General features: G+C 67.4%; 29 protein-coding genes and 1 pseudogene. 19 read left to right on the top strand and 11 right to left on the bottom strand.

All coding sequences use genetic code 11. The features are described 5' to 3' along the window. Positions 1–121 precede the first annotated feature (121 nt). The 5 genes from G9373_RS18670 to G9373_RS18650 form a co-directional block, all read right to left on the bottom strand. Positions 122–322, bottom strand: coding sequence for a hypothetical protein (locus G9373_RS18670; protein WP_005256474.1), 201 nt, complete (start codon positions 320–322; stop codon positions 122–124). A gap of 141 nt (positions 323–463) precedes the next feature. Continuing rightward, entirely contained in the window at positions 464–1,048 is a 585-nt protein-coding gene (locus tag G9373_RS18665) for a hypothetical protein (protein WP_005256471.1), read from the bottom strand. A 132-nt stretch (positions 1,049–1,180) separates the two neighbouring features. After that, positions 1,181–1,384: an alpha/beta hydrolase fold domain-containing protein gene (locus G9373_RS18660; protein WP_257237440.1), complete on the bottom strand. Its 204-nt coding sequence runs from the start codon at positions 1,382–1,384 to the stop codon at positions 1,181–1,183. Between the two features lie 36 nt (positions 1,385–1,420). Continuing rightward, positions 1,421–2,197, bottom strand: coding sequence for a pirin family protein (locus G9373_RS18655; protein ID WP_005256469.1), 777 nt, complete (start codon positions 2,195–2,197; stop codon positions 1,421–1,423). Between the two features lie 52 nt (positions 2,198–2,249). After that, positions 2,250–2,759, bottom strand: coding sequence for a VOC family protein (locus tag G9373_RS18650; RefSeq protein ID WP_005569211.1), 510 nt, complete (start codon positions 2,757–2,759; stop codon positions 2,250–2,252). 100 nt (positions 2,760–2,859) lie between these two features. On the opposite strand from G9373_RS18650, the gene G9373_RS18645 reads away from it, so the two are divergent. The 4 genes from G9373_RS18645 to G9373_RS18630 all read left to right on the top strand — a co-directional run bounded on the left by G9373_RS18645 (position 2,860) and on the right by G9373_RS18630 (position 4,898). Beyond that, positions 2,860–3,321: a MarR family transcriptional regulator gene (locus G9373_RS18645; RefSeq protein ID WP_005256464.1), complete on the top strand. Its 462-nt coding sequence runs from the start codon at positions 2,860–2,862 to the stop codon at positions 3,319–3,321. Positions 3,322–3,338: 17 nt separating this feature from the next. Further along, positions 3,339–3,815 (top strand): carboxymuconolactone decarboxylase family protein, encoded by a 477-nt coding sequence (locus tag G9373_RS18640; protein ID WP_120659964.1) that lies wholly within the window; start codon positions 3,339–3,341, stop codon positions 3,813–3,815. Positions 3,816–3,938: 123 nt separating this feature from the next. Next, complete coding sequence (locus G9373_RS18635) at positions 3,939–4,493, top strand: YceI family protein (protein WP_064080231.1); 555 nt, start codon at positions 3,939–3,941, stop codon at positions 4,491–4,493. A 165-nt stretch (positions 4,494–4,658) separates the two neighbouring features. Next, positions 4,659–4,898, top strand: coding sequence for a DUF6400 family protein (locus tag G9373_RS18630; RefSeq protein ID WP_167116124.1), 240 nt, complete (start codon positions 4,659–4,661; stop codon positions 4,896–4,898). Positions 4,899–5,140: 242 nt separating this feature from the next. Here G9373_RS18630 and G9373_RS18620 read toward each other — a convergent pair whose 3' ends face one another. Next, on the bottom strand, positions 5,141–5,923 hold the full coding sequence (locus tag G9373_RS18620) for an IclR family transcriptional regulator (protein WP_007296189.1): 783 nt from the start codon (positions 5,921–5,923) through the stop codon (positions 5,141–5,143). Between the two features lie 199 nt (positions 5,924–6,122). Here G9373_RS18620 and G9373_RS18615 point away from each other — a divergent pair, with 199 nt between their 5' ends. From G9373_RS18615 to G9373_RS18605, 3 genes are read left to right on the top strand one after another with little or no spacing between them, the layout of a single operon-like run. After that, the gene (locus G9373_RS18615; protein WP_005260717.1) at positions 6,123–6,890 is read left to right on the top strand and encodes a CoA transferase subunit A; all 768 of its coding nucleotides are present in this window, start codon (positions 6,123–6,125) and stop codon (positions 6,888–6,890) included. Beyond that, positions 6,887–7,549: a 3-oxoacid CoA-transferase subunit B gene (locus G9373_RS18610; protein WP_005260718.1), complete on the top strand. Its 663-nt coding sequence runs from the start codon at positions 6,887–6,889 to the stop codon at positions 7,547–7,549. The genes G9373_RS18615 and G9373_RS18610 overlap by 4 nt, the downstream gene beginning before the upstream one ends. 32 nt (positions 7,550–7,581) lie before the next feature. Continuing rightward, positions 7,582–8,781, top strand: coding sequence for an acetyl-CoA C-acetyltransferase (locus G9373_RS18605; RefSeq protein ID WP_167116121.1), 1,200 nt, complete (start codon positions 7,582–7,584; stop codon positions 8,779–8,781). A 36-nt stretch (positions 8,782–8,817) separates the two neighbouring features. Here the strand turns inward: G9373_RS18605 and G9373_RS18600 are convergent, their stop codons facing one another. Next, a complete protein-coding gene (locus G9373_RS18600) occupies positions 8,818–9,480 on the bottom strand; it encodes an enoyl-CoA hydratase-related protein (protein ID WP_054246732.1) in 663 nt (220 codons plus the stop codon). Further along, the gene (locus tag G9373_RS18595; RefSeq protein ID WP_005260721.1) at positions 9,477–10,115 is read right to left on the bottom strand and encodes a TetR/AcrR family transcriptional regulator; all 639 of its coding nucleotides are present in this window, start codon (positions 10,113–10,115) and stop codon (positions 9,477–9,479) included. The genes G9373_RS18600 and G9373_RS18595 overlap by 4 nt, the downstream gene beginning before the upstream one ends. A 176-nt stretch (positions 10,116–10,291) precedes the next feature. On the opposite strand from G9373_RS18595, the gene G9373_RS18590 reads away from it, so the two are divergent. From G9373_RS18590 to G9373_RS18575, 4 genes are read left to right on the top strand one after another with little or no spacing between them, the layout of a single operon-like run. Further along, positions 10,292–11,710, top strand: a complete 1,419-nt coding sequence (locus G9373_RS18590; protein ID WP_052024048.1) for a sugar porter family MFS transporter — start codon at positions 10,292–10,294, stop codon at positions 11,708–11,710. 36 nt (positions 11,711–11,746) lie between these two features. After that, complete coding sequence (locus G9373_RS18585) at positions 11,747–12,106, top strand: universal stress protein (RefSeq protein WP_005571320.1); 360 nt, start codon at positions 11,747–11,749, stop codon at positions 12,104–12,106. Positions 12,107–12,114: 8 nt separating this feature from the next. After that, positions 12,115–13,296, top strand: coding sequence for a Gfo/Idh/MocA family oxidoreductase (locus G9373_RS18580; RefSeq protein ID WP_005571321.1), 1,182 nt, complete (start codon positions 12,115–12,117; stop codon positions 13,294–13,296). Between the two features lies 1 nt (position 13,297). Beyond that, complete coding sequence (locus G9373_RS18575; RefSeq protein ID WP_120659969.1) at positions 13,298–14,299, top strand: Gfo/Idh/MocA family oxidoreductase; 1,002 nt, start codon at positions 13,298–13,300, stop codon at positions 14,297–14,299. Position 14,300: 1 nt separating this feature from the next. Here G9373_RS18575 and G9373_RS18570 read toward each other — a convergent pair whose 3' ends face one another. Then, on the bottom strand, positions 14,301–14,972 hold the full coding sequence (locus tag G9373_RS18570) for a nucleoside/nucleotide kinase family protein (protein WP_064080228.1): 672 nt from the start codon (positions 14,970–14,972) through the stop codon (positions 14,301–14,303). Between the two features lie 239 nt (positions 14,973–15,211). On the opposite strand from G9373_RS18570, the pseudogene G9373_RS46510 reads away from it, so the two are divergent. The 6 genes and pseudogenes from G9373_RS46510 to G9373_RS18540 form a co-directional block, all read left to right on the top strand. After that, positions 15,212–15,394 (top strand): annotated as a pseudogene (locus G9373_RS46510) (wax ester/triacylglycerol synthase domain-containing protein); the annotation flags it as partial. A 418-nt stretch (positions 15,395–15,812) separates the two neighbouring features. Beyond that, entirely contained in the window at positions 15,813–16,628 is an 816-nt protein-coding gene (locus tag G9373_RS18560; RefSeq protein ID WP_043793345.1) for an IclR family transcriptional regulator, read from the top strand. 48 nt (positions 16,629–16,676) lie between these two features. Then, positions 16,677–17,471: a 2-keto-4-pentenoate hydratase gene (locus tag G9373_RS18555; protein ID WP_054246730.1), complete on the top strand. Its 795-nt coding sequence runs from the start codon at positions 16,677–16,679 to the stop codon at positions 17,469–17,471. Further along, entirely contained in the window at positions 17,471–18,262 is a 792-nt protein-coding gene (locus G9373_RS18550) for a fumarylacetoacetate hydrolase family protein (protein ID WP_005572659.1), read from the top strand. The genes G9373_RS18555 and G9373_RS18550 overlap by 1 nt, the downstream gene beginning before the upstream one ends. Next, positions 18,262–18,498 carry a tautomerase family protein gene (locus G9373_RS18545; RefSeq protein ID WP_005572660.1) on the top strand — a complete coding sequence of 79 codons (237 nt, stop codon included), beginning with the start codon at positions 18,262–18,264 and terminating at the stop codon, positions 18,496–18,498. Before G9373_RS18550 ends, G9373_RS18545 begins: the two co-directional genes overlap by 1 nt. Before the next feature lie 90 nt (positions 18,499–18,588). Next, positions 18,589–19,857, top strand: a complete 1,269-nt coding sequence (locus G9373_RS18540; protein ID WP_005572661.1) for an acyl-CoA dehydrogenase family protein — start codon at positions 18,589–18,591, stop codon at positions 19,855–19,857. Between the two features lie 12 nt (positions 19,858–19,869). Here the strand turns inward: G9373_RS18540 and G9373_RS18535 are convergent, their stop codons facing one another. Next, positions 19,870–20,892: an AraC family transcriptional regulator gene (locus tag G9373_RS18535; protein ID WP_054246735.1), complete on the bottom strand. Its 1,023-nt coding sequence runs from the start codon at positions 20,890–20,892 to the stop codon at positions 19,870–19,872. Positions 20,893–21,016: 124 nt separating this feature from the next. Between G9373_RS18535 and G9373_RS18530 the strand changes: the two genes are divergently transcribed. Next, on the top strand, positions 21,017–22,231 hold the full coding sequence (locus G9373_RS18530) for a cytochrome P450 (protein WP_005260734.1): 1,215 nt from the start codon (positions 21,017–21,019) through the stop codon (positions 22,229–22,231). Between the two features lie 3 nt (positions 22,232–22,234). Further along, positions 22,235–23,263, top strand: a complete 1,029-nt coding sequence (locus tag G9373_RS18525) for a 2Fe-2S iron-sulfur cluster-binding protein (RefSeq protein ID WP_043793349.1) — start codon at positions 22,235–22,237, stop codon at positions 23,261–23,263. 186 nt (positions 23,264–23,449) lie between these two features. On the opposite strand, the gene G9373_RS18520 is transcribed toward G9373_RS18525, so the two are convergent. Continuing rightward, the gene (locus G9373_RS18520; protein ID WP_043793351.1) at positions 23,450–24,457 is read right to left on the bottom strand and encodes an AraC family transcriptional regulator; all 1,008 of its coding nucleotides are present in this window, start codon (positions 24,455–24,457) and stop codon (positions 23,450–23,452) included. Positions 24,458–24,604 lie beyond the last annotated feature (147 nt).

Below are 24,604 nucleotides of genomic sequence, written 5' to 3'. Positions count from 1 at the left end.
CGGGTTACATCCCATACAAGCGGTCGCCGGTGCAGGCAGCCTCGAGCTCCGCTGTGGAGTCGCTGTGAACGCCTGTCGCCCAGCGGCGGTCGCCTGGGTCTGTCTCAGCGAGACGCGTCGGTCACAGGGATTCTGCACCGGCTGCGCCGGAGACCGACTCGTTGTCGAGGTCGCGCACGAGGGGAATGCCGAGGGCCGCGAGCAGCATCCGGCAGTCTTCGGCATCGATCGAGTGGTGGGCGACGGTCCGCTGAGCCTTACGGACGGACTCTTCGTCGAGCTCGCGTTCGCTCTCGAATATAGAAGCATCCCTGTCGGACATGGCTCCCACCTTTCCTCGGCATCAACTGAATAGCCCGGAGTGGGTCCACCGAAACCGACATGGCACAGCGCGATCGGGTGTCGTCCGAAGCGGATTCACATCCGCGTGTACGAGGCCGTGTCGAACCGGGCCTACGGAGGGTCAGCGACGGTAGGTCGCGAACAGCCTGCGGATGCTCTCGTCCCAGTACTGCTGGCGGCGGCGTTCGACGGCGCGGGAGAACATCGCCCACACCGCACCCAGGAGCAACGCGCTCGCGGCGAGGGTGATGAGCACTGCCGCGACCGCGGCGCTGACGACGTCGGAGGTCGTGATCCTCGGGCCGGCCCAGTTTCCGTCGTCGTCGACGGCGATGGTCTTCTCGGTGCCCGCCGGCGTTCCCGAGGGAACCTCGATGCTGTCGGTGCGCGACTCGGAGCCCCAGGCCCACGTCGCCTTCACCATCGGGGTGGTCCGGACGGAGCCGCGGGGCGACAGGGTGATGGGGGCGTCGGCGTTGGTGACGGCCTCGACGAGGGTCGTGGTGGCGCGTTGTTGCGCGGCCCGCGCACTCTCCTGGTGGTATTCCCAGGTGCCGATCACGGCGGCGATCACGATCGCGACACCCGCGAGGGCGACGATGACGGATTTCAGGGTGGCCGCGAACCGATCGACAGGTCGCGCGAACGGGTTGGACGGTCGACCCGACACCGAGTACACCACGGCTGCCTTCGAGCGCCCCAACACAATCCACCTCATTGTTTCGTCCACGTTAAATGTCTGCTTCACCAGTGTCGCCACTGATCAGGCAACAGGGAAACCGAAATGGACAAACTTGACGAGTCTCACACTCGGCGGGCAGACCGGAGTCGGCCCCGCTCAGCGCTGTGCGGGGCCGAGGTGCCGGGTCTCGGGCACGAGCCGGTAGTCGATGCTGACCATGACATAACCGTGCTCTGCGAAGTGCTGCACCAGATCTGGGCAGGCAGTTTGGTCTTGAAGCCGCCAACCACCTCCGTGAATCCACACGACCGCAGGCAAGGGCTGCTCCGCTTCGGCGGGACGGACAAGATCGAGTAGCAGATCGGGGGCGTACTCGACGGTGGATCGGCGGACGCGTCACCCAGCGATCGTCGCGTGCATCTCCCACACGATGATCTCGGCGCCGGCGCCGGTGGTCATCTGCTGGCCGCCGCCACCGCTGAGCCGGACGGCGTCACCCTCGGCGAGGATGCCGACGCCTTCCATCGACGCTTCACCGCGCGCGACGAACACGTGGAGGAACGGTGCGTCGGGCAGGGTGATCGGCGCCTGCCCGGGCTGCAGTCGTGCGACATGCATTGCGGCGTACTTGTTCTTGATCCGGATCGCCGAGTGGTCCGCATGGTCCGGCATGCCCGATGCGACGGGCACCAGTCCCCCGGCGAGCAACTCGTGGTCGATTTCGAGTTGCTCGTAACCGGGTGTGATGCCGGCTTCGTCGGGCACGACCCACATCTGGATGAAATGGACCGGGTCGGTGTGCTCGCCGGTGACGCCGTCCAGTCGCCACGAGTCGTTCTTCTCCGAGTGCAGGATTCCGGTTCCCGCGCTCATCCGCTGGGCGAGTCCCGGGTAGATGACGCCGGAGTGGCCCATCGAATCCTGATGCACCAGTGAACCCTGGAGCACCCAGGTGACGATCTCCATGTCCTGGTGGGGGTGGGTGTCGAAGCCCTGACCCGGGACGACGATGTCGTCGTTGTTGACCATCAGCACCCCGTGATGGGTGTTGGCCGGATCGTAGTGGCGGCTGAACGAGAAAGAATGCTTGGAATCCAGCCAGCCGGCGTTGGTCTTGAACCGGTCGTCGGCTCGGCGGACGTCGAGGCGGGGTGGGGTGATGGCGGCAGTCATCAGCGAATCCTTTCCAGGTTTCTCAGAGCAGGGGTTCCCGGAGTCAGGGTTCTCAGAGAACGTGTGAGCCGTACATTTCGCCGAGCGGGTCGGCGATGAGTTCGAGGCGGGCACCGTCGGGGTCGCGGAAGTACATCGACACCTCACTGTGTTCGACGAGTTCGACGCCGGCGTCGATCAGTTTCGTGCGCAGGTGATCCCAGCGGCCGGGTTCGACGCTGATCGCGATGTGGTGGAGTCCGCCGAGAACTTCCCGGTACGGGCCGACGTCGAGTCCCGGGAAGTCGAAGAACGCCAGCAGGTTGCCGTTGCCGATGTCGAAGAAGAAATGCGAAGACCCGGCGTAGTCCCGGTTCTCGATCAGCTCGGTGAGCGGAAATTCGAGCAGGTCCTGATAGAACCGGACCGTGCGCTCGACGTCACTACTGATCAGCGCGGCGTGATGGAGGCCGCGGGCCGAGGACGCGGGCCTCGACGCCACCGGCTTCAGATGCTCGGCGCGGATCCGGTCGCGTTGCTCCGCGAACCTCTGCGAACGCTCCTGCTCGTCTGTGGTGCTCATTGCCCTGCCCCTCTCCGCGGAGCGCAGTAATTGCGCTTTCAACTAAATTCAGACTACAACAACTCGTTGCGTTGTCAACTACTTGGGCTATGCTGGTGCCGTGGAACCGACCCGATGGCTCAGCGCCGAAGAACAGAACACCTGGCGCGCCTACCTGGACGCCACACGCCTACTCCTGCAGGCGCTCGATCGACAGCTCACCCGCGACGCCGGCATCTCGTTCACGGACTTCGAACTGCTCGTCGTGCTGTCGGAGGCGCCCCAGCGACAACTGCGGATGCGCGAACTCGCAGACGCGGTGACCACCACCCGCAGCGGCGTGACCAGGGCCATCAGCAGGCTCGTCGACACCGGCTGGGTGCGCCGGGTCGAATGCGAAGACGACAAGCGGGGAACACTGGCCGAGCTGACCGACGCCGGCGCCGAGAAGCTCGCCGCCGCCAGCCCGGGACATGTCGCGGAGGTGCGCCGCAACATGTTCGACCTGCTCAGCCCCCGCGACGTCGGCATCCTCGGTCACGACTTCAGCGAAATGCGCACCCACCTGCTGGAACACCCCTGAGCCCGGAAAGGTCGGCCATGAGCAGCACGTCAGCGGAGAACGACTACGTTCACATCGACAAGCAGAGTCCGGCCGTCTATCAGGCGCAGATCGGCGTCGCCAAGGCCATCCGTCATGCGACCACCGAGGCCGGGATGGACCGGCGGTTCGTCGAGTTGATCAACGTGCGCGTCTCCCAGATCAACCGCTGCGCGTACTGCCTGGACGTTCACGTCGCCGCGGCGCTCGCGGCCGGCGAGACCCAGCAGCGCCTCGCGGTTCTGCCTGCCTGGCAAGAGACGACGCTGTTCTCCGAACGTGAGGTCGCGGCGCTCACCTTGGCCGAATCGATCACGACCCTCCCGGACGCGCATACCCAGGAGACCGACTACGCCTTCGCGCGGCGATTCCTCTCCGAGCAGGAGATCTCCACGGTGAGCTGGATCGCCGTCACCATGAACGCCTTCAACCGGATCTCCATCGTCAGCCGCCATCCGGTCCGGCCCAAGCAGTAACACCGCAGTTCACCTGCGTTTCGCAGAATTTAGTTGACATTGCAACGACATCGGCTTAACGTAGTAGTTGCAGATTCAATTACCTCGATTTCGAGTGACCGTTCGACAGCCCAAGGAGTTTTCATGACCACCGCCACCGCCACCCTGCCCAACCTCACCGCCGGAACCTGGGCCATCGACACCGTCCACTCCACCGTCGGCTTCTCCGTCCGCCACCTCATGGTCAGCAAGGTTCGCGGCACGTTCAACGACTTCACCGGCGCGATCACCGTCGCCGAGGACGGCACCGCCGCCGTCACCGCCGAAATCCAGGTCGCATCCATCGACACCAAGAACGCCGACCGCGACGCCCACATCAAGTCCGCCGACTTCTTCGACGCCGAGCAGTACCCCACCGCCACCTTCACCTCCACCGCCGTCCGCGCCAAGGGCGACGACTACGTGGTCGACGGCGAATTCACCCTCCACGGCGTCACCCGCCCCGTCGAGCTCGCCCTCGAATTCAACGGCGTCAACCCCGGCATGGGCAACGGCCCGGTCGCCGGCTTCGAAGCCACCACCGTCCTCAACCGCAAGGACTTCGGCATCACCATCGATATGCCCCTCGAAGGCGGCGGAGCCGTCGTCGGCGACAAGATCACCATCACCCTCGAGATCGAGGCCGGCCTGCAGGCCTGACACCACTCGCACCACAGCCCCGTCATCCACCCGGATGGCGGGGCGTTTCGTCGTTAATACGACGCAACACTTTCGGTCGACGTGATCCAGGTCATTGTGGTCTTGGGCGGGCTCGAGTGACCCTGGCCCCTTCGATAACGGCGACCGCGAAACGAAGGTGACCACATGGGTAGCGACTCCGAACTCTCGTTCGCACTCGACCTCACGCTGGACGAGGCGCGGCGGCGCACCGCTGTTCTCGAGGCGATCGGCGAGGACTGGGATCCCGTCGCCGTGCTCGCGGAGGAGGAGCGGGCGTACGACATGTTGTACTCCGGCCTCGACCCCGAGCAGCAGCGCACCTACGACGAGCTGGTCCAGGCGGGTGTGCTCCCGGATCGGACGGTGGGCCGTGTTACCGATTGATCCGACCGCGGACTTCTCGCGTCGCGCCTGGTTGCCCTGCCCGGGCTGCGACCACGGCTCGGACTGCGGCGACTGCGGGTCGAGCCGCAACTGCGACCGGCATTGGCAGTACCTGCTGAGCAATCGGGGCACCCGCGTCCATCTCCAGTGCCCCGACTGCACCCACCTGTGGAGTATCGACACCCGCCACGGGCGACCTCAGCGGCGACGGAAAGCCGCGTAGGCGCCGGACCGAATCGTGCTCACCCCCGGCTCCGCGGCCTGTCGGCGAGGAGTTGGGTGAGCCGGTGCGCCTGGCGGAGGAGGAGTTCTCCCAGTTCGCGGCGACGCTCCTCGCGGAACCGGCTCTCCACACCGGTGATGCTCAGCGCCCAGGCCGGTGATCCCTGGGCGTCGAAGACGGCGGCGCCCATCCCCCAGCTGCCCTCGACGAGCAGCCCGGGGTTGACGGCGTACCCGTTCAGGCGGGTCTCCGCGATGCGCTCGGCGATCTCGTCCCGCCTGTGCTGCGTTCCCCACTCGCCGGTGACGTCGGCACGCGACAGGTAGTCGTCGATGTCGCGGTCCGGCAGGTGGGACAGGATGACCAGACCCGCCGACGCCACCCCCAGCGGCAGGCGGATGCCGACGTACAGCACGTGGGAACGCAGCGGGAAGCTGCCCTCCTCGCTCGCGATGCACACCGTTTCGTCACCGCGGCGCGCGGACAGGAAGACACTCTCGCCGGTCTCACGTGCGAGATCGCGCAGGATGTCGCGGGAGCGGTCCGTGATGTCGTACCGCCCGGCGGCGAGCGAGCCGAGCAGGTACAGCTCGGGTCCCAGCGACCACTTCCCCGACTTCTGGTCGCGGTCGACCAGCCCCTCCTCGGCCAGCGAGACGAGGAGGCGATGCACGGTCGGGCGGGCGAGCCCCGTCTCCCGCGCCAGGGCGGACGTCGAGGAGCCCGACGACTCGAGGGCCGCGATGGCCCGGAAGAGGGATCCCACCCGTCGAATGACCTGCGGCCGCTGCGCGTCGTCCATGACCGCAGTATACGTTCACTCAGTGAACGCTCACTGGCGCGACGTCCAGACCGCGAGCACTGTGCCGGGAACCCTTGAAATGCATGCAATGACCCCTTTTAGTGGAGCAGAGCTCGTCGCGCAGAGTCGTCCATCAGGTGGACGAATCTTCACGGGAAGACGGTATCGCCGGCTACGGCGGCCAGGAGAAAGGATGCACATGGGATCGAGAGTGTTCGACACCCCGGAAGAAGCAGTCGCGGACGTGTCCGACGGCGCATCGATCGCCGTGGGCGGGTTCGGCCTGTGCGGAATCCCCGACTCGCTGATCCGCGCGCTCGCCGACTCCGGCGTCGGGAACCTCGAGGTCTTCTCCAACAACTGCGGTGTGGACGACCACGGGCTCGGAATTCTGCTGGGTGCCCGCCGGATCCGGCGCGTCACCGCGTCGTACGTCGGCGAGAACAAGGAATTCGCGCGTCAGTACCTTTCCGGTGAGCTCGAGGTGGAGCTGACCCCGCAGGGCACGCTGGCCGAACGCCTCCGGGCGGGCGGCGCGGGCATCCCCGCGTTCTTCACCCCCGCCGGTGTGGGCAGCCCGGTCGCCGACGGCGGACTGCCGTGGCGGTACGCCGCCGACGGTTCCGTCGCGCTCGCCTCGCCCCCGAAGGAAACCCGTGCGTTCGGCGACAAGCGCTACGTTCTCGAACTCGGCATCACCGCCGACTTCGCCCTGGTCCACGCACTGCGGGGCGACACCGCCGGCAACCTGGTGTTCGACAAGTCTGCCCTGAACTTCAACCCCCTCGCGGCGATGGCCGGAAAGGTGACCATCGCGCAGGTCGAGGAACTCGTCCCCGCAGGCACCATCGACCCCGCCCAGGTGCACCTGCCCGGAGTCTTCGTTCAACGCATCGTCGAGACCGGCCCCCAGAACAAGCGGATCGAGAAGCGGACAGTCAGCAGCACGGAAGGAGCCACTCGATGACCGGCACCAACGGATGGACACGTGAGCAAATGGCCGCCCGCGCGGCCGCGGAGATGGTCGACGGCGAATACGTCAACCTCGGCATCGGACTGCCCACGCTCATTCCCGGATACCTCGGCACCGACGTCACCGTGACCCTGCATTCGGAGAACGGCATCCTCGGCACCGGCCCCTACCCCACCGACGAGAACGTCGACCCCGACCTGATCAACGCCGGCAAGGAAACGGTCACCGTCAACGCCGGTGCCGCGTTCTTCGATTCCGCGTTGTCGTTCGGCATGATCCGCGGCGGCCACATCGACACCGCCGTCCTCGGTGGCATGCAGGTCTCCCGCACCGGCGACCTCGCCAACTGGATGGTCCCCGGGAAGATGGTCAAGGGCATGGGCGGCGCGATGGACCTCGTGCACGGCGCGAGCCGCGTCATCGTCCTCATGGAACACACCGACCGGGACGGCAACCCCAAGATCATCGACGCCTGCACCCTGCCGCTGACCGGCCAGGGCGTCGTCAACCGCATCATCACCAACCTCGCCGTCATCGACGTGGTCGGCGACGGCACCCTCGCTCTCCGTGAGGTCGCCCCCGGCGTCACCGTCGACGAGGTCGTCGCCGCCACCGGAACCCCCCTCGAGATTCGCGAATCCGCGCTCGTCTGAGCGACATTCGTCACGACACCAAGGACACTCCCATGACTTCTCGCACCAGGTCCGTCATCGTCGCCGGAGCCCGGACCCCCGTCGGCCGGCTGACGGGTTCGCTCGCGTCACTCTCCGGATCCGATCTCGGTGGCATCGCCATCAAGGGCGCCCTCGACAAGGCCGGGGTGGCACCCGAACTGGTGGAGTACGTGATCATGGGGCAGGTCCTCACTGCCGGCGCCGGTCAGATCCCGGCCCGGCAGGCCGCGGTCAACGCGGGCATCCCGATGTCGGTGCCCGCCTTGACCGTCAACAAGGTGTGCCTGTCGGGTCTCGACGCCATCGCGCTCGCCGACCAGCTGATCCGCGCCGGCGAATTCGATGTCGTCGTCGCCGGTGGGCAGGAGTCGATGTCCCAGGCGCCGCACCTTCTCCCGAACTCGCGGAGCGGTTTCAAGTACGGCGACACCACCCTCGTCGATCACCTCGCCTACGACGGCCTGTACGACATCTTCACCGAGCAGGCGATGGGTGCCCTCACCGAGGACCGGAACGCGAACACCGACAAGATCGGTCGCGAAGAGCAGGACGCCTTCGCCGCCGCCTCACATCAGCGCGCCGCGGCCGCGTGGAAGAACGGACTCTTCGACGACGAGGTCGTACCCGTCACCATCCCGCAGCGCCGGGGTGAGCCGCTCGTCGTCACCGAGGACGAAGGCATCCGCGCCGACACCACGGCCGAGTCGCTGTCGAAGCTGCGGCCCGCCTTCAACAAGAACGGCACCGTCACCGCGGGTTCCGCGTCGCAGATCTCCGACGGCGCGGCCGCCGTCGTGGTGATGAGCAAGGCCAAGGCCGAGGAGCTGGGGCTCGAATGGCTCGCCGAGATCGGCGCCCACGGCATCGTCGCCGGGCCCGACTCGACGCTCCAGCAGCAGCCCGCCAATGCCATCGACAAGGCGTGCACCCGTGAGGGACTCGACCCCTCGGCGCTCGACCTCGTCGAGATCAACGAAGCCTTCGCCGCCGTCGGCATCGAGTCGACCCGGCAACTCGGAGTCGACCCGTCGAGGGTCAACGTGAACGGCGGCGCCATCGCCATCGGGCACCCGCTCGGCATGTCGGGGGCACGGGTGGTGCTGCACCTCGCGCTCGAGCTGAAACGACGCGGCGGTGGAACCGGCGCCGCCGCTCTCTGCGGCGGCGGCGGACAGGGCGACGCCCTGATTCTCCACGTGCCCGGCGAGTGACCATCACTCCGGCACAGTAGGTTTCGCGTCACCGGGTCATGATCGGCCCGATGCGAGTGCGGCGACGGCCGGCGCGAACATGGTGGACTTGATCGCGCCGAGCGTGCCGGCGTCCTTCCCCGCGAGCGGCGTGATCAGGTCGACGGCAGCGTCCAGGACCGCGCCCTCGGGCGCGGTCCCGTCGACCAGCCCACTCGTGTGCGCGTCGGCGCCGCCGTAGCGGCGGCCGGTGGTCATGGCGGTGATCGCGGTCTGCGGTGTCAGCTTGGCCTGGATCAGCGCGGCCATCCCCGGGGTGAACGGAATGTGGATGTCGACCTCGGGGAAGCAGTAGTACCCACGGTCGGACCGCATCACCCGGTAGTCGTGGGCGATTCCCAGCATGGCGCCGGCGCCGAACGCGTGCCCGTTGACCGCGGCCACCGTCGGCAGGGGGAGCGTCAGAATCCGGCTGAACAGGGCCTGCACGCGCCCGACATACCAGTCTGCGCGGTCACCGTTCGCCATCAGCCAGTCCAGGTCGAGGCCGTTGGAGTAGAACTTCCCCGTGGCCGTGGTGACCAGGGCCTGCGCGCCGTGTTCGTGGGCGTCGTCGAGGAGCCGGTCGACGTTGTCGAGCCACTCGGGGGAAAAACGATTCTCGTCGTCGCCGAGGTCGAGGACGGCGATCGTGTCCCGGTAGGTCAGGGTGGCGGTCATTGGGAACCTTTCGTGTTGCTGTCGTGACGTTTCCCCGGGGACGGGGGGTCCAGTGCGAGGACGGCGCGGACCGCCGCCTCCAGGCGTCGGCGCATGGCGTCGTCCGGTTTTCGCCGGGCGTGCAGCAGCAGTCCGGTGGGGAGCCCGACGACGCACGCTTCGATCACTTCGACCGCGCGACCGTCCTTGCGCCCCCACAACGCCAGCGCCAATCGGACGAACAGTTCGACGAGGACGGAGTCGAGGCGCGACAACTCGGCGGCGACGTCCTCGGGGACGTCGGATCCGAGCAGTTCGTCGCGGCGCACGGTGAGGAGAAGTCGCGACGACTGCGGGAACCGCTCGGCGAAGACGGCCGGGGTGTCGGCGGCCGCGACGACGGCGTCCACGGGACCACGCCCCAGCGCCTCCTGAACCGATTCCTGTTGCAGGTCGAGAAATCGGTGCGCCGCCCGCAACCAGGCGCGCCCGACCAGCCCTCCCCGCGAGCCGAATGCGTGATAGATGGCGCCGTTGGACATCTCCGTGGCCGCGGCGACCGCGCGTAGGGTCACCGCACTCGGTCCGCCCTCGACGGCCAGCCGTTCGGCGGCATCGAGCGCGGCGTCGAGGTCGTGAACTCGTGGCCTGGGCATACGCCGAACGATAACAGATCGTGCGTTCTATTACTCGCGGGTAGGGAGTAAGCATTCACCTAGGGGATCCGCCCGATGATCGGCTTGCCGTTGTGCCCCGAGTCACAATGAGTTAGCTTTGTTCGGACATAAACACATTACGTGTTCTGTACATAGATCACGTCGAGGAGATGTTCATGGCCAGCGATCTCACCCGAACTACCGCCCCGTCCCTGCCTGCCGACGCCCCTGGGCGACACTCGCACAGACTCGGCATCATCGCCGTCGTCGCCACCTTCGGCGGCCTGCTCTTCGGATACGACACCGGAGTCATCAACGGCGCACTCGAACCGCTCACGGAAGACCTTCAGCTCACCTCGTTCACCGAGGGCCTGGTGGTGAGCATCCTGATCTTCGGTGCCGCGATCGGCGCTCTCATCGGCGGACGGATGTCCGACCGGTTCGGACGCCGGCACAACATCCTGATGCTCGCGATCATCTTCATGATCGGGACGCTCGGCTGCGTGCTGTCCCCGACGTGGGAGGTGCTCGCACTGTTCCGCTTCATCCTCGGCCTCGCCGTCGGCGGCGCCTCCGCGACCGTGCCCGTCTACCTCTCCGAGATCTCGCCCACCGAACGACGCGGCAGCGTGGTCTCCCGCAACGAAGTCATGATCGTCGTCGGACAGTTCGCCGCCTTCGTGATCAACGCCGTCATCTTCAACATCTGGGGCGAGCACGAGAACGTCTGGCGCTTCATGCTTCTGGTCGCCGTCACACCGGCCATCTTCCTGTTCGCCGGAATGCTGCGGATGCCGGAGAGTCCGCGCTGGCTGATGTCGCAGGACCGGCACGACGAAGCGCTCGCCGTGCTTCTCCAGGTTCGGTCCCCGGAGCGGGCACGTGCCGAGTTGGAGGAAGTCCGGGCGCTCGCCGAGGAAGAGAAGCTCTCCCAGACCGGCGGGGCCGCCGACCTGTCGGTGAAATGGATCCGCCGCCTCATCTTCATCGGCGTCGGCCTCGGAGTGTTCCAGCAGGCCACCGGCATCAACTCGGTGATGTACTACGGCACCCAGCTGCTCGGCGACGCCGGATTCTCCTCCAACGCCGCCATCGTCGCGAACACTCTCAACGGTCTGTTCAGCGTGCTCGGCGTCCTCACCGGCGTCGCCCTGATCAACCGGATCGACCGACGGAAGATGCTCCTCGGCGGCTTCACCCTCACCACCACCTTCCACGTGCTCGTCGGCCTCTCCGCGTTCCTGCTGCCCGACGGCACCCTCAAGGCCTACCTGATCCTGACGTTCGTGGTGCTGTTCGTCTTCTCGATGCAGGCCACGATCGGCCCCCTGGTGTGGCTGATGCTGTCGGAGATCTTCCCGCTGAAGATCCGCAGCTTCGCCATCGGTGTCTGCATCTTCGCACTGTGGATCGCCAACGCGGTTGTCGCGCTGCTCTTCCCGCCCGTCGTGGCCGCACTGGGAATCGGTGCGACGTTCTTCATCTTCGCCGGCCTCGGCGTGCTGGCTCTCGTCTTCATCAAAACTCAGGTTCCGGAGACCCGTGGCCGCTCGCTCGAGGAACTCGAAGATCAGTTCCGGCGCGACTACTCGTGACAGTCGCCGCACCGCCTCCCCTGAAAGGTTGATCCCATGACAGTGCTCGTAGCCGTGACCGACTCCTCCGAAGGATCGCACGCCCTCCTGGCCGGCAAGAAGGAAGCCGCGATGCTGGGTGCCGACCTTCTGGTGGTGAACCTCTCCCTCACCGAACCCGAAGACGTGCACACGCTCGCGGACGACGGCGTGACCGTCCTCGACCGGATCGGCCGCGGAGACCGCGATCCCGCGACCGCCGTGCTCGACCTGCTCGACGAACGACCCGACATCGAACGCCTCGTGATCGGCGTCAAACGCCGCAGCGCGGTCGGCAAGGCCCTGCTCGGGAGCGTGAGCCAACGCCTCATCCTGCAATCCCCGATCCCGGTCCTCGCGGTCAAAACCCCTCAGTAGGAGCCGAGTTGAGCAAGCAAGGGAGCCTGCGCCTGGTCGCGGGCATGGTCGGCGGCGGACAGGGCGCCGACATCGGCAAGACCCACCGTTACGCGATGCGCCTCGACGACCGGTACGAACTGCACGCGGGGGTCTTCGGGCGAGACGGCGCATCGTCGGCGCGGATCGCCGGGAGCCTCGGTGTGCCGGCGGATCGCACGTATCGCGACTACCGGGAGATGGCGGAACGGGAAGCCGCACGCGAGGACGGCGTCGACGTGGTCGCCGTGACCACGCCGAACGACAGCCACTTCGACATCGCGCGCACGTTCCTGGAGGCGGGCATCTCGGTGGTGTGCGAGAAACCCCTCACGCCCGACTCGGCGTCGGCCGCGGAACTGGTCGCGATCGCCGAGTCCTCCGGTGCGATTCTCGCCGTCCCGCACTGCTATTCGGCGTACGCGATGGTCCGGCACGCGGCCCGGATGGTGCGCGACGGCGACCTCGGCCGGATCCGATTCGCCGCGGTCGAGCACGCGTCCGGTTGGGCCGCGGCACCCGTCGAACTCGGCGAGCACCGGCAGGCACGCTGGCGCACCGACCCCGGCGTCGCGGGATTCCCCAGCGTCGTCGGCGATCTCGGCACCCACGCGTTCCACCTCCTGCGGTACGTCACCGGACTGGAAGCCACCAGGGTGTCGGCCGAACTGGACACCCTCGTCCCCGGACGGCGGGTGTTCGACAACGCCACCGTTCGCCTCACCCTCTCCAACGGGGCGCCCGCGACACTGTGGGCGAGCATGGCCGCCACCGGCAACGAGCACGGCCTGCGCATCCGGGTGTTCGGTGACACCGCGAGCATCGAATGGCGGCACGAGGACCCCCAGCACCTGACGGTGCGCGACCTCGACGGTGGCACGACGATCCTCGCGCAGGGGATGCGCACGCTGTCCGAGGACGCCGGCCGGCTCACCCGACCCGGCCTGGGACATCCCGAAGGCTTCCTCGAGGCGTTCGCGAACTTCTACCGCGATCTCGCGGACGAACTCCGCGCCCGCCGCGACGGCGGTCCCACCACCGTCCGCGATCTGTCCTTCCCCACCGGACGCGACGGGCTGATCGGCGTCCAGTTAGTCGAGGCGACGGCCGCCTCGCACGCCGCCGACTCCGCCTGGGTGGTTCCCTTTCGCACACGACAAGTCGGTATCTGACATGCAGCGATTCGCCCTCATCGGAGCCGGATTCATCGGCGGAGTGCACGGCGCCAACCTCGCCGCGCACCCCGACGTCGATCTGGCCCTCGTCTTCGACATCGACCTCGCTCGCGCGACGGACCTCGCCAAGCGGCACGGCAGCCGTGCGACCACCGATCTCGCGGAAGCCTTCGACCCCACGGCAATCGACGCCGTCCTCATCGCGTCCTCCACCGACACCCACGCCGAGCACCTTCGCACCGCGGCCACGGCGGGGATCCCGGCCCTGTGTGAGAAACCGATCGACCTCGATCTCGCGCGCGCCGTCGACGTCGTGCGCTTCGCCGAAACTCGATCACTGCGGGCGATGGTCGATTTCAACCGCCGCTTCGACCGTGACTACGCCGAACTGCAGCGGGTGGTCACGTCCGGTGAGATCGGTTCGGTGGAGCTGATCCAGCTGACCAGCCGCGGTCCGGCGATGCCGCCGCTCGAGTACGTCGCGGTCTCGGGTGGGCAGATGCGCGACCAGACCGTCCACTTCTTCGACCTGGCCCGGTGGATCTCCGGGCTCGACCCCGAGTCCGTCTTCGCGACCGGTTCCACGCTCGCCGAACCCCGCCTCGCCGAGTACGGCGACGTCGACACGTCGGCAGTCACCCTGCGTCTGCCCGGCGGCGCGCTCGTCCAGATCGACTGCACCCGGCGGATCGGCTACGGCTACGACGAACGCATCGAGGTGCTCGGTTCGACCGGCATGGTCGAAGCGCGTCGCCAGCGCGCCGGATCCGTCTCCCGGTACAGCGCCGGCCGCGTGGTCGACGACGGCCTGCACGCGGGATGGTTCGAGCGGATCAGAGGCAGCTACCGCACCGCGCTCGACCACTTCGTCGACGCGCTGGAGAACGGTGCCGCGATCGGCCCGACCCTGGCGGAGGCGTTGAAGGCGCAGGCGATCGCCGAGGCCGCGGCGCGCTCCCTCACCAGCGGCCGGATGGAACCGATCGAATACCCGGTCTGAGTTACACGGGGTCACCGAGCACGACGACGTCAGCGCGGGCACGGCCGGGCTCGACCAACGCGGTGTTGCGTTCGTCGCTGCGACGCACCCACTCTCGCGCATCTTCGGGCGACTTGCCGAACCGGACGTGCCGCTCGACGAGCCGGGTGACGCGCTCCTCCTCGTCCGGGGCGAGGAACCACGCCTCGTCGAGCAGGCCGCGCACCCTCGACCACGGCTGCTCGTCGAGCAGCAGGTAGTTGCCCTCGGTGATCACCAGAGGAACGTCCGGCGGGACGGCGATCGACCCGGCGTAGGACTCCTCGACGTCGCGGTGGAACTCCGGGGCGTACACCGTCTCGCCGTCGGGTTCACGCAGCCGGCGCAGCAGGGCCACGTAGCCGGCGGCGTCGAACGTGTCCGGTGCGCCCTTGCGGCCGGATCGCCCGAGGCGGACCAGTTCCGCACCCGCCAGGTGGAATCCGTCCATGGGCACCACCACCGCGGACGATCCCAGTGCCGCGAGCACTGCCGCGGCGACGGTGCTCTTGCCCGAGCCCGGCGACCCGGCAATGCCGAGCAGCCGGCGCTGACCCGAGTCGGCGAGCACGCGGGCGCGCGCGATCAGTCCCGGCAGTCCACCTTCATACCGCACCGGACCGCCAGGCGTTCCCACTGCGTGCTCGTCGTCCATAGGCAGACCGTAGCTCAGCCGACGTGGACCTCGGTGCCTCCGCCTGTCGCCCGTCGCCCAATGTCACCGCCGGCCAATCAGATTGAACTTGTGTGACATGGGGCGAGCGGCACGGGCCTCACGTCCACGCCAGCCGTCAAGCACTCGCGGCCGGGTTGGACAACTGACCTGCTCCGTCGGGCTCGATTCACCCAATTTTCTACCGGTTGTTTCTGCTCGGCGAATCCCGCGAGCATCCGATGCACGTCGGCGGCCTGGCGGTCTTCAACCCACCGGACGGGGCGTCCGCGGCCGACATGCGCGCGATGTTCGACACCGCCCTGGCCGGCAACCAGGTCGCCCCACCTTTCCGTAAGCGGGCCCGCCGTTCGGTCACCTCGCTCGGCCAGTGGGGATGGGACCACCTCCCGCACGACGAGGTGGGGCATCGACTACCACCTCGCGACGCCGCGCCTGGCACAGGCTGCGGTCGCGGCCGGCACCGAATTTCAACCACATCGGTTGTCCGGCGGAGTTCGCACCCCGGGAACTCGTTGGTGAGCAAGGCAGTCAAGGCCGGTGTCACCTCACACCACGCCCCGGGAAGGGAGCCCGCGGCCGACCGGTGGATGAGTGATCACGCTCCGGTCGTCGTGGACTACGACCTCTGATCGGGGAGATTCCCGGGGTTTCGGGAATCCGGCTAACCGCCCCATCGCGGGTGGTGCGCGTGCAGTCATCCATTCATGCGCTGGTGGTCATGGTGTGGTGGCCGCGTTCTTCCTAGTGTTTCAGATCACAGACGCTCAGCGAGGTGCACGTTCGCTTCCCGCGGAGCCGTGGGAAGAAAGGACGGACACCGTGGCGACACTGCAGACGGTCCAGAAGATCGGGCCGGTGCTGGACCTGTTCACCGCAGCGCAACCGGAATGGGGGGTCTCCGAGGTCGCCGCTGCCATCGACGTCCCCCGATCGAGTGCGCACGCCTTGCTGTCGAGTCTCGTCGACACCGGACTGCTCCAGTGCCGCACGCGTGGTCGCTACCGGATCGGGTGGCGGGTGATCGAACTCGGCGAAACCCTGCGGGGCACCGTCGACGTGCGGTCCTGCGCCGCGCCGGTCATCGAGAACCTCGTCGAGCGGTACGGCGAAACCAGTCACCTCGCGGTGATGGAACGGTGGCACGTGCTGTACGTCGACAAGGTGGTCGGTACGCACAACATCACCGTGCAGGGTGCACGCGTCGGCGCCCGTCTCGAAGCACATTGCACAGCGGTGGGCAAGGTCCTCCTGGCGAGCCTCGAGGAGAACGAACTGCACCGGTACCTGGCCGGTCGCCAGTTGCGCAGGCACACGCCGTCGACGATCACAAATGCCGGGGCGCTGCTCGACGCGTTGTCGGTGGCGCGGTCTGCCGGCCACGCCTACGACCTCGGTGAAGCCGTCTCGGAGGTCCACTGCGTCGCCGCGCCGGTGCGTGACGACATGGGTTCCGTGGTGGCCGCGGTGAGCATGAGCATCCCGGTCAGCCGTTTCGTGCCCCGCCGCGTCGAGTTCACCCGTGCCGTCATGGCGGCAGCCCGCGACGTCTCGCACGCGGTCGCGAACACGAACCACGCCACACCCACCACGACCAGGGACGTTCCCGAATCGGGCCGGCCGGCGCTGGCCTCCTGACGTCCCGTCGCCCGAAGTCCGAACCGAATGACACAGAGCAGAGGTGCCATGGATACCGTCGCACGTAAGGCCGCCGACCGGTTGCTGGAGGTGTACCGGACGGGCGAACCGATCGACCCGCTGACCCCGGAGCATCCCGACGCGTCGATCGAACTCGCTTATCGCATTCAGCAAGTGCAGGTCGAAGAGTGGACGCTCGGCGGCGACGTCGTCAAGGGGCACAAGGTGGGCCTCGCGTCGCGGGCCATTCAGCGGCAGATGGGGGTGAACCAACCCGACTTCGGACATCTGACCGCGAGCATGTTCCATCTCGAGCACCAGCCCATTCCGGCGGGGCGGTTCCTCCAGCCGCGGATCGAGCCCGAGATCGCGTTCGTGCTGGGCCGGCCTCTGTCCGGACCGGGTGTCACCGTCGCCGAGGCGGTCCGGGCGGTCGACTTCGTCCTTCCCGCACTGGAGATCGTCGACTCGCGGATCCGGGACTGGAAGATCGGCATCTTCGACACCATCGCCGACAACGCGTCGTCGGGCGGCGTCATCCTGGGCAGCCGACCGGTCGCGCTCGACGCGGTGGACCTGCGACTGGCGGGGTGCACCCTCCACATCGGCGGTGAACTCGTCGCGACCGGCGCGGGCGGTGCCGTTCTCGGCTCGCCGCTCAACGCGCTCGTGTGGCTGGCGAACACTGTCGGCCCGATGGGCGTGACACTCGAACCGGGCCATGTCGTGCTTCCCGGCTCGATGACCAAGGCATTTCCGGTGAATCCGGGCGATTCGATCGTCGCGCAGATCAGCGGGCTCGGCAGTGTGACGGCCGTCCTCGGCACCAAGGAGGAACAGTGATGGGTACCGACGCATGGAGCGCAGCACTCGTGGCGGAGCGACTTTTACAGGCGGAAGATCGTGCCACGGCCCAGACGTCCATCAAAGCTGAGTGGGAGAGCCTCGACCTCGCAACGGCCTACGCCGCGCAGGACATCGCCCTCGGCATCCGGGTGGCGCGCGGTGAGAAGGTCACCGGCGTGAAACTGGGGGTCACCTCGAAGGCCAAGCAACGTCAGGTCGGTGTCGACGCACCGTCGACCGCGTGGCTGACCGACCGGATGATCCTCCCGATCGGGGAGACCGTGCCCCGCGACCGCCTGATCCACGCGCGGGCCGAACCGGAGATCGCGTTCGTCATGGGACGCCGACTCGAAGGTCCGGGCATCAGCGCAGCGACCGCCTTGGCCGCCGTGGATCACGTCGTGGGCGCGATCGAGATCATCGACAGCCGGTTCTCGGGCTACAAGTTCTCGATGATGGACGCGGTGGCCGACAACAACTCGTCCGGACGCTACGTCACCGGGCCGATCAGCCGGCGGCCCGAAGATCTCGACCTTGCGCTCGAGGCGTGCCTGCTCGAGGTCGACGGCGAAATCGTCGATTCCGCGACCGGTGCTGCGGTACACGGACATCCGGCCGAAGCGCTGGCGTTCGCCGCCAACACGCTCGCCGAACGGGGCCACGCCATCGAGGCCGGCTGGGTGGTGCTCACGGGAGGGATGACCGACGCGGTGCCGGTGGAGCCGGGCGCGCGGATTGCGGCGCACTTCACGAATCTGGGCACGATCACCGTGGCGGGAGGTCGCTGATGCCGATCATCGAGGTCACCATCGCCGAGGGCCGCAGCCCCGAGGAACTGCGCCTGCTGATCCACGAGCTCACCCACGCCGCTCACCGGGCGGTGGGGACGCCCGTCGCGAACGTCCGTGTGATCCTGCGCGAGACACCGAAGACGCACTTCGCGGCCGGCGACGTCACGCTCGCCGAGCGGGAGGAAGCGGCGAACATCCGGGTATCCGGAACGGCCGCCGACGTCGGCACCTGAGGAGTCGGGCATTGCGATTCGACGTCGAGGCGAAAACCAGACCCGGGTTACACAGGGAAGGCACGCATGCCGTCCGTCTCAGGAGATCCGATGCCCCCGAACAGTCCCGTCACCCTCGTCGCGGAGGCAGCGCCCGCCTCGCCCGCCGTCGCGCGCATGTCCGACGAGTTGTATCACGACCTGTTGTCCCCGAACGAGGTTCGCGACCTTCGTCTGCGGGTGCGCGACTTCGCCACCCGGGCGATCGAGCCCGTCGCGCATCGCATCGCCGGCGGCGACGAGCGGCTCGACGGCTTCCCACGTGACGCGTTCGAATCGATGGCGGCGGAGGGACTGTTCCGGATCCCGTTCCCGTCCGACGTCGGCGGCGACGGTCTGTCGCATCGCGCCACCGCGACCGCAGCCGCGGTGGAGGAATTGGCGTATTACTCCAACAGCGTCGCGGCCATCTACGACGTGCACTGCATCCTGGCGGGCACCGCGCTCGACCAGGGCACCGACGAGCAGCGACGCCGCTGGCTGCGGCCCCTCGTCGAGGGGGAGATCGTGGGTGCTTTCGCGACCAGCGAACCGGGTGCGTCCAGCGACCTGTCCCCCGACGCCGTGTCCACCGAAGCGACCCCGGACGGTGACGGCTGGATCCTCCGCGGCCGGAAACGGTGGATCACCAACTCCGTCGTCGCCTGTGTGGTGGTGGTGCTCGCACGCACCGGTGACGACCTCACGACCTTCATCGTGCCCACCAACGCGTCGGGCGTCACGATCGGAACCCCCGACCGAAAACTGGGGAACCGCGGGCAGATCACCGCCGATGTCAATCTCGACGACGTCCGCCTCGGGCCGGATTCGGTGCTCGGACGGGTCGGGGGTGGACTGCGCATCGCGCTGCAGACCCTCACCTACGGGCGCATCGGGATCGGTGCCGCGGGCGTCGGCATGGCGCAGGCCGCATTCGATCGGACTGTCGCCCATCTGAAGTCGCGGCACGCCTTCGGGGGTTCGCTCGCCTCGAAACAGCACTGGCAGTTCGTGATGGCCGACTACGCCGCGGATCTGGAGTCCGCCCGCAGCCTGTATCTCAAAGCGGCACTGCGGCTCGACGCCGGCGAGCGATTCCCCGAACCCGAGGCGGCGATGGCGAAACTGCGGGGCACGGACCTGGCCGCGCGGATCGCCCGAGATGCCGTGCAGGCCTTCGGCGGACTCGGCTTCGTCCGGTCGCTCGGCGCCGACGACACCGAGGGTCCGGTGGAGGCCATCTACCGCGACAGCAAGATCGGCGAGATCTACGAGGGAGCCAACGAGATCCAACGGTGGGTGCTGGCGCGTCAGATCTTCGGGCGCGACCACACCGGCTAGAGCGAAGAAAACCTAACGGTCCGTACGTGAATCGCCTTTGCCGTTGTGCTGTTCACGGAAATGCGCGGGGCTGACGCCGAACCGCTTGCGGAATGCGCGGCTGAAGTGTGAGACGTCGCGGAAACCGACACGGTCGCTGATCTCGGCGACGGTCGAGTCGGTGTCGAGGAGCTGCCCTCGGGCGCGGTCGAGGCGCAATTGGTACAGCCATGTGCGTGGGGTGGTGCCGGTCAAGCTGAACAGTTTGTGGATGTAGCGCAGGGACATTCCGAGTTCGACACCGATCTCGGCCGTCGAGTGGTCGGGGTCGTGCAGGTACCGCGTCATCGTCTGCTGCACCGTCCGGAGGTCGTCGTGGTGGACCCGTTTCGTCGCGGTCACTGGGCGCGCCTGCTCGGTGAGGGCAGAGGTGAGCAGATCGACCGCGGACGCGGCCACCGATGCCGAAGACCCCACCGACAACCGGGCGTCGGTCGTTGCTATGTCGACGAGAAAACGGGAGACGAGGCCGCCCATCCCGGTCTGCCCGGAGATCCCCAGCCCGGCGACGCCCTCCATGGCCTCGGCGGAAAGCCGGGAGATCAATAGTTGGCGGGGTGCACGCAGGACGACCTGCTCGAATTCCGTCCGGCCGTCCACGACGAAGGGTGCGGCCGAGTCGAGGATCCCGAATGCTCCCTGCTCGAGGGTCGCACTCCGCGAATGCTGCTGGAGGGTGGCCGTCCCCCGAGTGATCAGACACAGCAGGTAGTCGTCGTTGGGGTCGGACCGGATCATCTCGGGCGTGCGCACGACCGTGTGCGGGTCTGCGTGCACCACACTCACGGTCAGGTCCCCGAAGGGCCGCACCGTCAATTCCGCGGCGAACCGGGCGTGTCTGTCGGGCCAGTCGACGTCCATCTCGCAGTAGGTGGAGTCGAGGGTGTCCGCCCAGCGCACTCGCCCTTCGGTCGACTCCAGCTCGCGCGTACTCAGCACCATCGACGCGGCGCTGTCGGTGCAGGCGGAGTCATCCTTCTGTGCACTGTCGGTCATGTTCGATCGCACCTCCGCCTCCTAGTGTTCCAGATCACAGGCACTCCCCGCGCGGACGATCCCCGAAAGGCTCCGGGCCGCGCCCACTTCGAATCTTGCGAACCACTTCAGAGGAGACAGCGTCATGACCACCAGCACCACGTGGATCGAATCGATCACCATGGAGGAACTCGACCGCGATCCGAACCCGATCTACGACCGGCTCCGGCGCGAGGCCCCGATTGCGTTCGTGCCCGCGGTAGGGATGCACGTCGTGTCGTCGCGCGACCTCTGCCTGCAGATCGCGCAGGATTCCGAGACCTGGTCCACGGTGATCGCGCCCTCGGGTGGACGAACCTTCGGGAAAGGTACCGTACTCGCCGCCAACGGTGAACAGCACGAGAAAATTCGCGAATGGATCGATCCCCAATTGCGGCCCAGTGCAGTGGACTCCTATGTAGAAGCGCTGGTCCGGCCGCAGGCGCGCAGCCTCCTGGAAGGGATCGAGGATCTGGGTGCCGCAGACATCCAGGAGGCCTACTTCGCGCCGATCAGTGTGCGTTCGGTTGGGGACCTGATGGGTCTCACCGAAATCCCTTCGGAGACATTGGTGCGCTGGTTCCAGACGCTGGCGCAGTCGTACGGGAACGCGGAAGTCGACGAGAACGGAAACTTCGCCAATCCCGGGCCGTTCGAGGCCGGTGACCAGGTGAAGGCCGAGATCGTCGCCGCTGTCGGCCCGATGCTCGACCACTGGACCGAACATCCCGACCACACCCTGATCTCGCACTGGCTGCACGACGGGACGCCCGACGGCCAGGTCCGCGACCGGTCCGAGATCTACCCGAACATCTACGTCTTCCTGCTCGGCGCCCTTCAGGAGCCCGGGCACGTCATGACGACCACCCTGGCAGGGCTATTCCAGCACCCCGACCAGCTCGAACGCGTCATCGACGACCCCACCCTCATTCCGCGCGCCGTCAACGAGGGCGCGCGCTGGGTGGCCCCGATCTGGAGTGCCGCGGTGAAGGTCGCGGGCCGCGATGTCACCATCGGCGGCATCGACCTGCCGACGGGAACACCGGTCATGCTGGCATACGGTTCGGCCAATCGAGACGAGTCCGTCTGGGAGAACGCGGAGGCCTACGAGATCGACCGGCCCATCATGCCGCATCTGGCGTTCGGAGCGGGAAACCATGCTTGCGCCGGAACGTATCTCGGTACCGCGATCGTGCGGATCGCACTCGAGGAACTGTTCGAGACGATCCCGAACATCGAGCCCGATCCCGACCGCGCCCCGCAGTTCTGGGGATGGACGTTCCGCGGACCGCAGGGCCTGCACGTCACCTGGGAGGTCTGACCGATGGACCGTATGGTGACGGTGTCGGGGCAGGACGGGGCGTTCCCGGTCGCACCCGGCACGTCGGTCCTGGAAGCCGCATTGCGGGCGAATCGCTGGCTTCCGCACGCCTGTTCACAGGGGACCTGTGGCACGTGCAAGATCCGGGTTCTCTCCGGGGAGGTCGACCACGGCGCCGCCGACGAGACCATCCTCTCCGCCGACGAACGCTCGTCGGGACTCGCGCTGGCCTGCCAGTCGAAACCGCACGGAGACCTGGCCATCGCCCCCGTGAACGACGCCGACCCCGGCCGGCCGATGCACCCCCTCCGCGACTACACAGGCACAGTACGGGAACTGTCCGACATCGCTCGGCAGACCCGCAGGCTCGTCGTCGAACTCGACGAGCCGATGGAGTTCGACGCCGGTCAGTACGCCGAACTGATCGTGCCGGGCTCCGGTGTCGCGCGCCAGTATTCGATGGCGAACCCGCCGTCCGAGCAACGGCTGCTCGAGTTCCACGTCCGGAATACGGCGGGCGGCCTCGCCACCGAGGGCTGGATCTTCGACTCACTCGCGGTGGGTGACCGCATCGATCTGCGTGGACCGCTCGGCCAGTTCGGTGTCGTCGAAGCCCGGGAGGAGCCGGCCATCCTGATCGGCGGAGGCACCGGGCTCGCACCGCTCAAATCGATTGTCCGGCATGCACTGGATCACGATCTGCTACCGGCGATTCACCTCTACCACGGTGGTCGCCGGGAAGCCGACCTCTACGACGTCGAGTGCTTCCGCGCGATGGAGGCGACCGATTCCCGATTCCACTATCACCCGGTCCTCAGTGAGGAGAACTGGGACGGGGCAACGGGAATGGTCACCGACGCCGTGCTGGGTGACTTCGCCAGTTGCCGTGGCCACAGCGGATACCTGTGCGGACCGCCCGCGATGGTCGTCGCCGCCGTCAAGGCCTTGAAACGCCGCCGCATGTCGCCTCGGTTGATCTTCAAGGAGGAGTTCACCGTGAACGCTCCGCGGCCGGCGGCCGAGGCCGTGTGATCCCACTGTCCCCCAACCCGACCTACTACGCCGAGAACAGGAATTTCATGTACCGAGTGAGCATCATTTACAACCCGCCGACCGACCCGGCGGAATTCGACGAGTACTACGCCACCGGTGGTGTCACGATGCTCTTCAGCAACGAGGACACCGTTCTTCCCTGACCGTACTTGTTGGCGCAGCGCATCACGAACCTCTGCGCGCGTGCTCCTTCCGGTACAGGCCGGGGCTCGAGCCGAAGGTGCTGCGGAACAACCGGCTGAAATGGGACACGTCGCGGAAGCCGGCGCACTCGCTGACGTCGGCGACGGACAGATCCGTGGTGAGCAGGTACTTTCGCGCAGCCTCGAGGCGGGCCTGGTACAGCCAGGCCCGCGTCGTGGTGCCCTCCGCATTGAACAGCTTGTGCACGGTGCGCAGCGACATACCCGCTGCCGCGGCGATGTCCGACAGCGTGATGTCGGCGTCGTGGAGATTCTGTTCGATCACCCGCTGAACCCGCGTGAGGTCCTCCGTGCGGTGCAGGTCTGCAGCGCTGGTCGCCAATAGGCCCTCGGTCAGGGCCGTGGCAAACATGTCGACGGCGGAGGATGCGAACGACACGGCAGCACCTTGCGACATCGGCGCGTCCATGTCCGCGATATCGACGAACAACCGACCGACCAGTCCGCCAGCCCCGGTGTCGCCGTGAATCGAGCGCGCCGTGCCGTGTTCGACGATTCGTCCCGGAAGGCGCGACGTGAGCACCTCGCGGGGGGATCGAACCACGACCTGTCGGAACGGGGCGGGTGAGTGGAACACGAACGGTGCGGCGCAGTCGAGGAGCGCGAAGGAACCCGGCTCCACCACCGTGGCCCGGCCGGACTGCCGGACCTCCACGCTTCCGTCCGTGACGAGGCAGACCAAATACCCCTCCCCCGAATCGGACTGGATCATCGCCGGCGATCGGACGACGGTGTGCGCGTCGGCCCGGATCGTGCTGACATGCAGATCACCGAACGGTCGCCCGCCCCACTCCGCGTCGAAGTGACGCCGAGGCTCCGGCCACGCCACGTCCGTCTCGCAGTAGAGCCGCTCCAGCGTGCTCGCCCACTGCATACGGCCCTCCCCGGTATCGAGCTCCCGTGTTCGCAGAGAGACGATCGCGGGCACGTCGGTGCGCGCGGAGTCATTCGATTGTTCGCGCTCAGCCATGTTCCACCACACCTCCGCCTAATAGTGTTCCAGATCACAGGAACTTGGCGTTCGGGTCAATATACCCCACCCCGTCGAGTACGACACCGACAGCGGTGACCGAGGCGCGCCGACGTCCTCGCCTTCCGAAACAGGTTCCTGCCCAAC

Source organism: Rhodococcus sp. A14, assembly GCF_011603105.1.
In the GTDB taxonomy this organism is placed as follows: domain Bacteria; phylum Actinomycetota; class Actinomycetes; order Mycobacteriales; family Mycobacteriaceae; genus Rhodococcus_F; species Rhodococcus_F opacus.
This window is presented reverse-complemented; position numbering and strand designations above follow the sequence as displayed.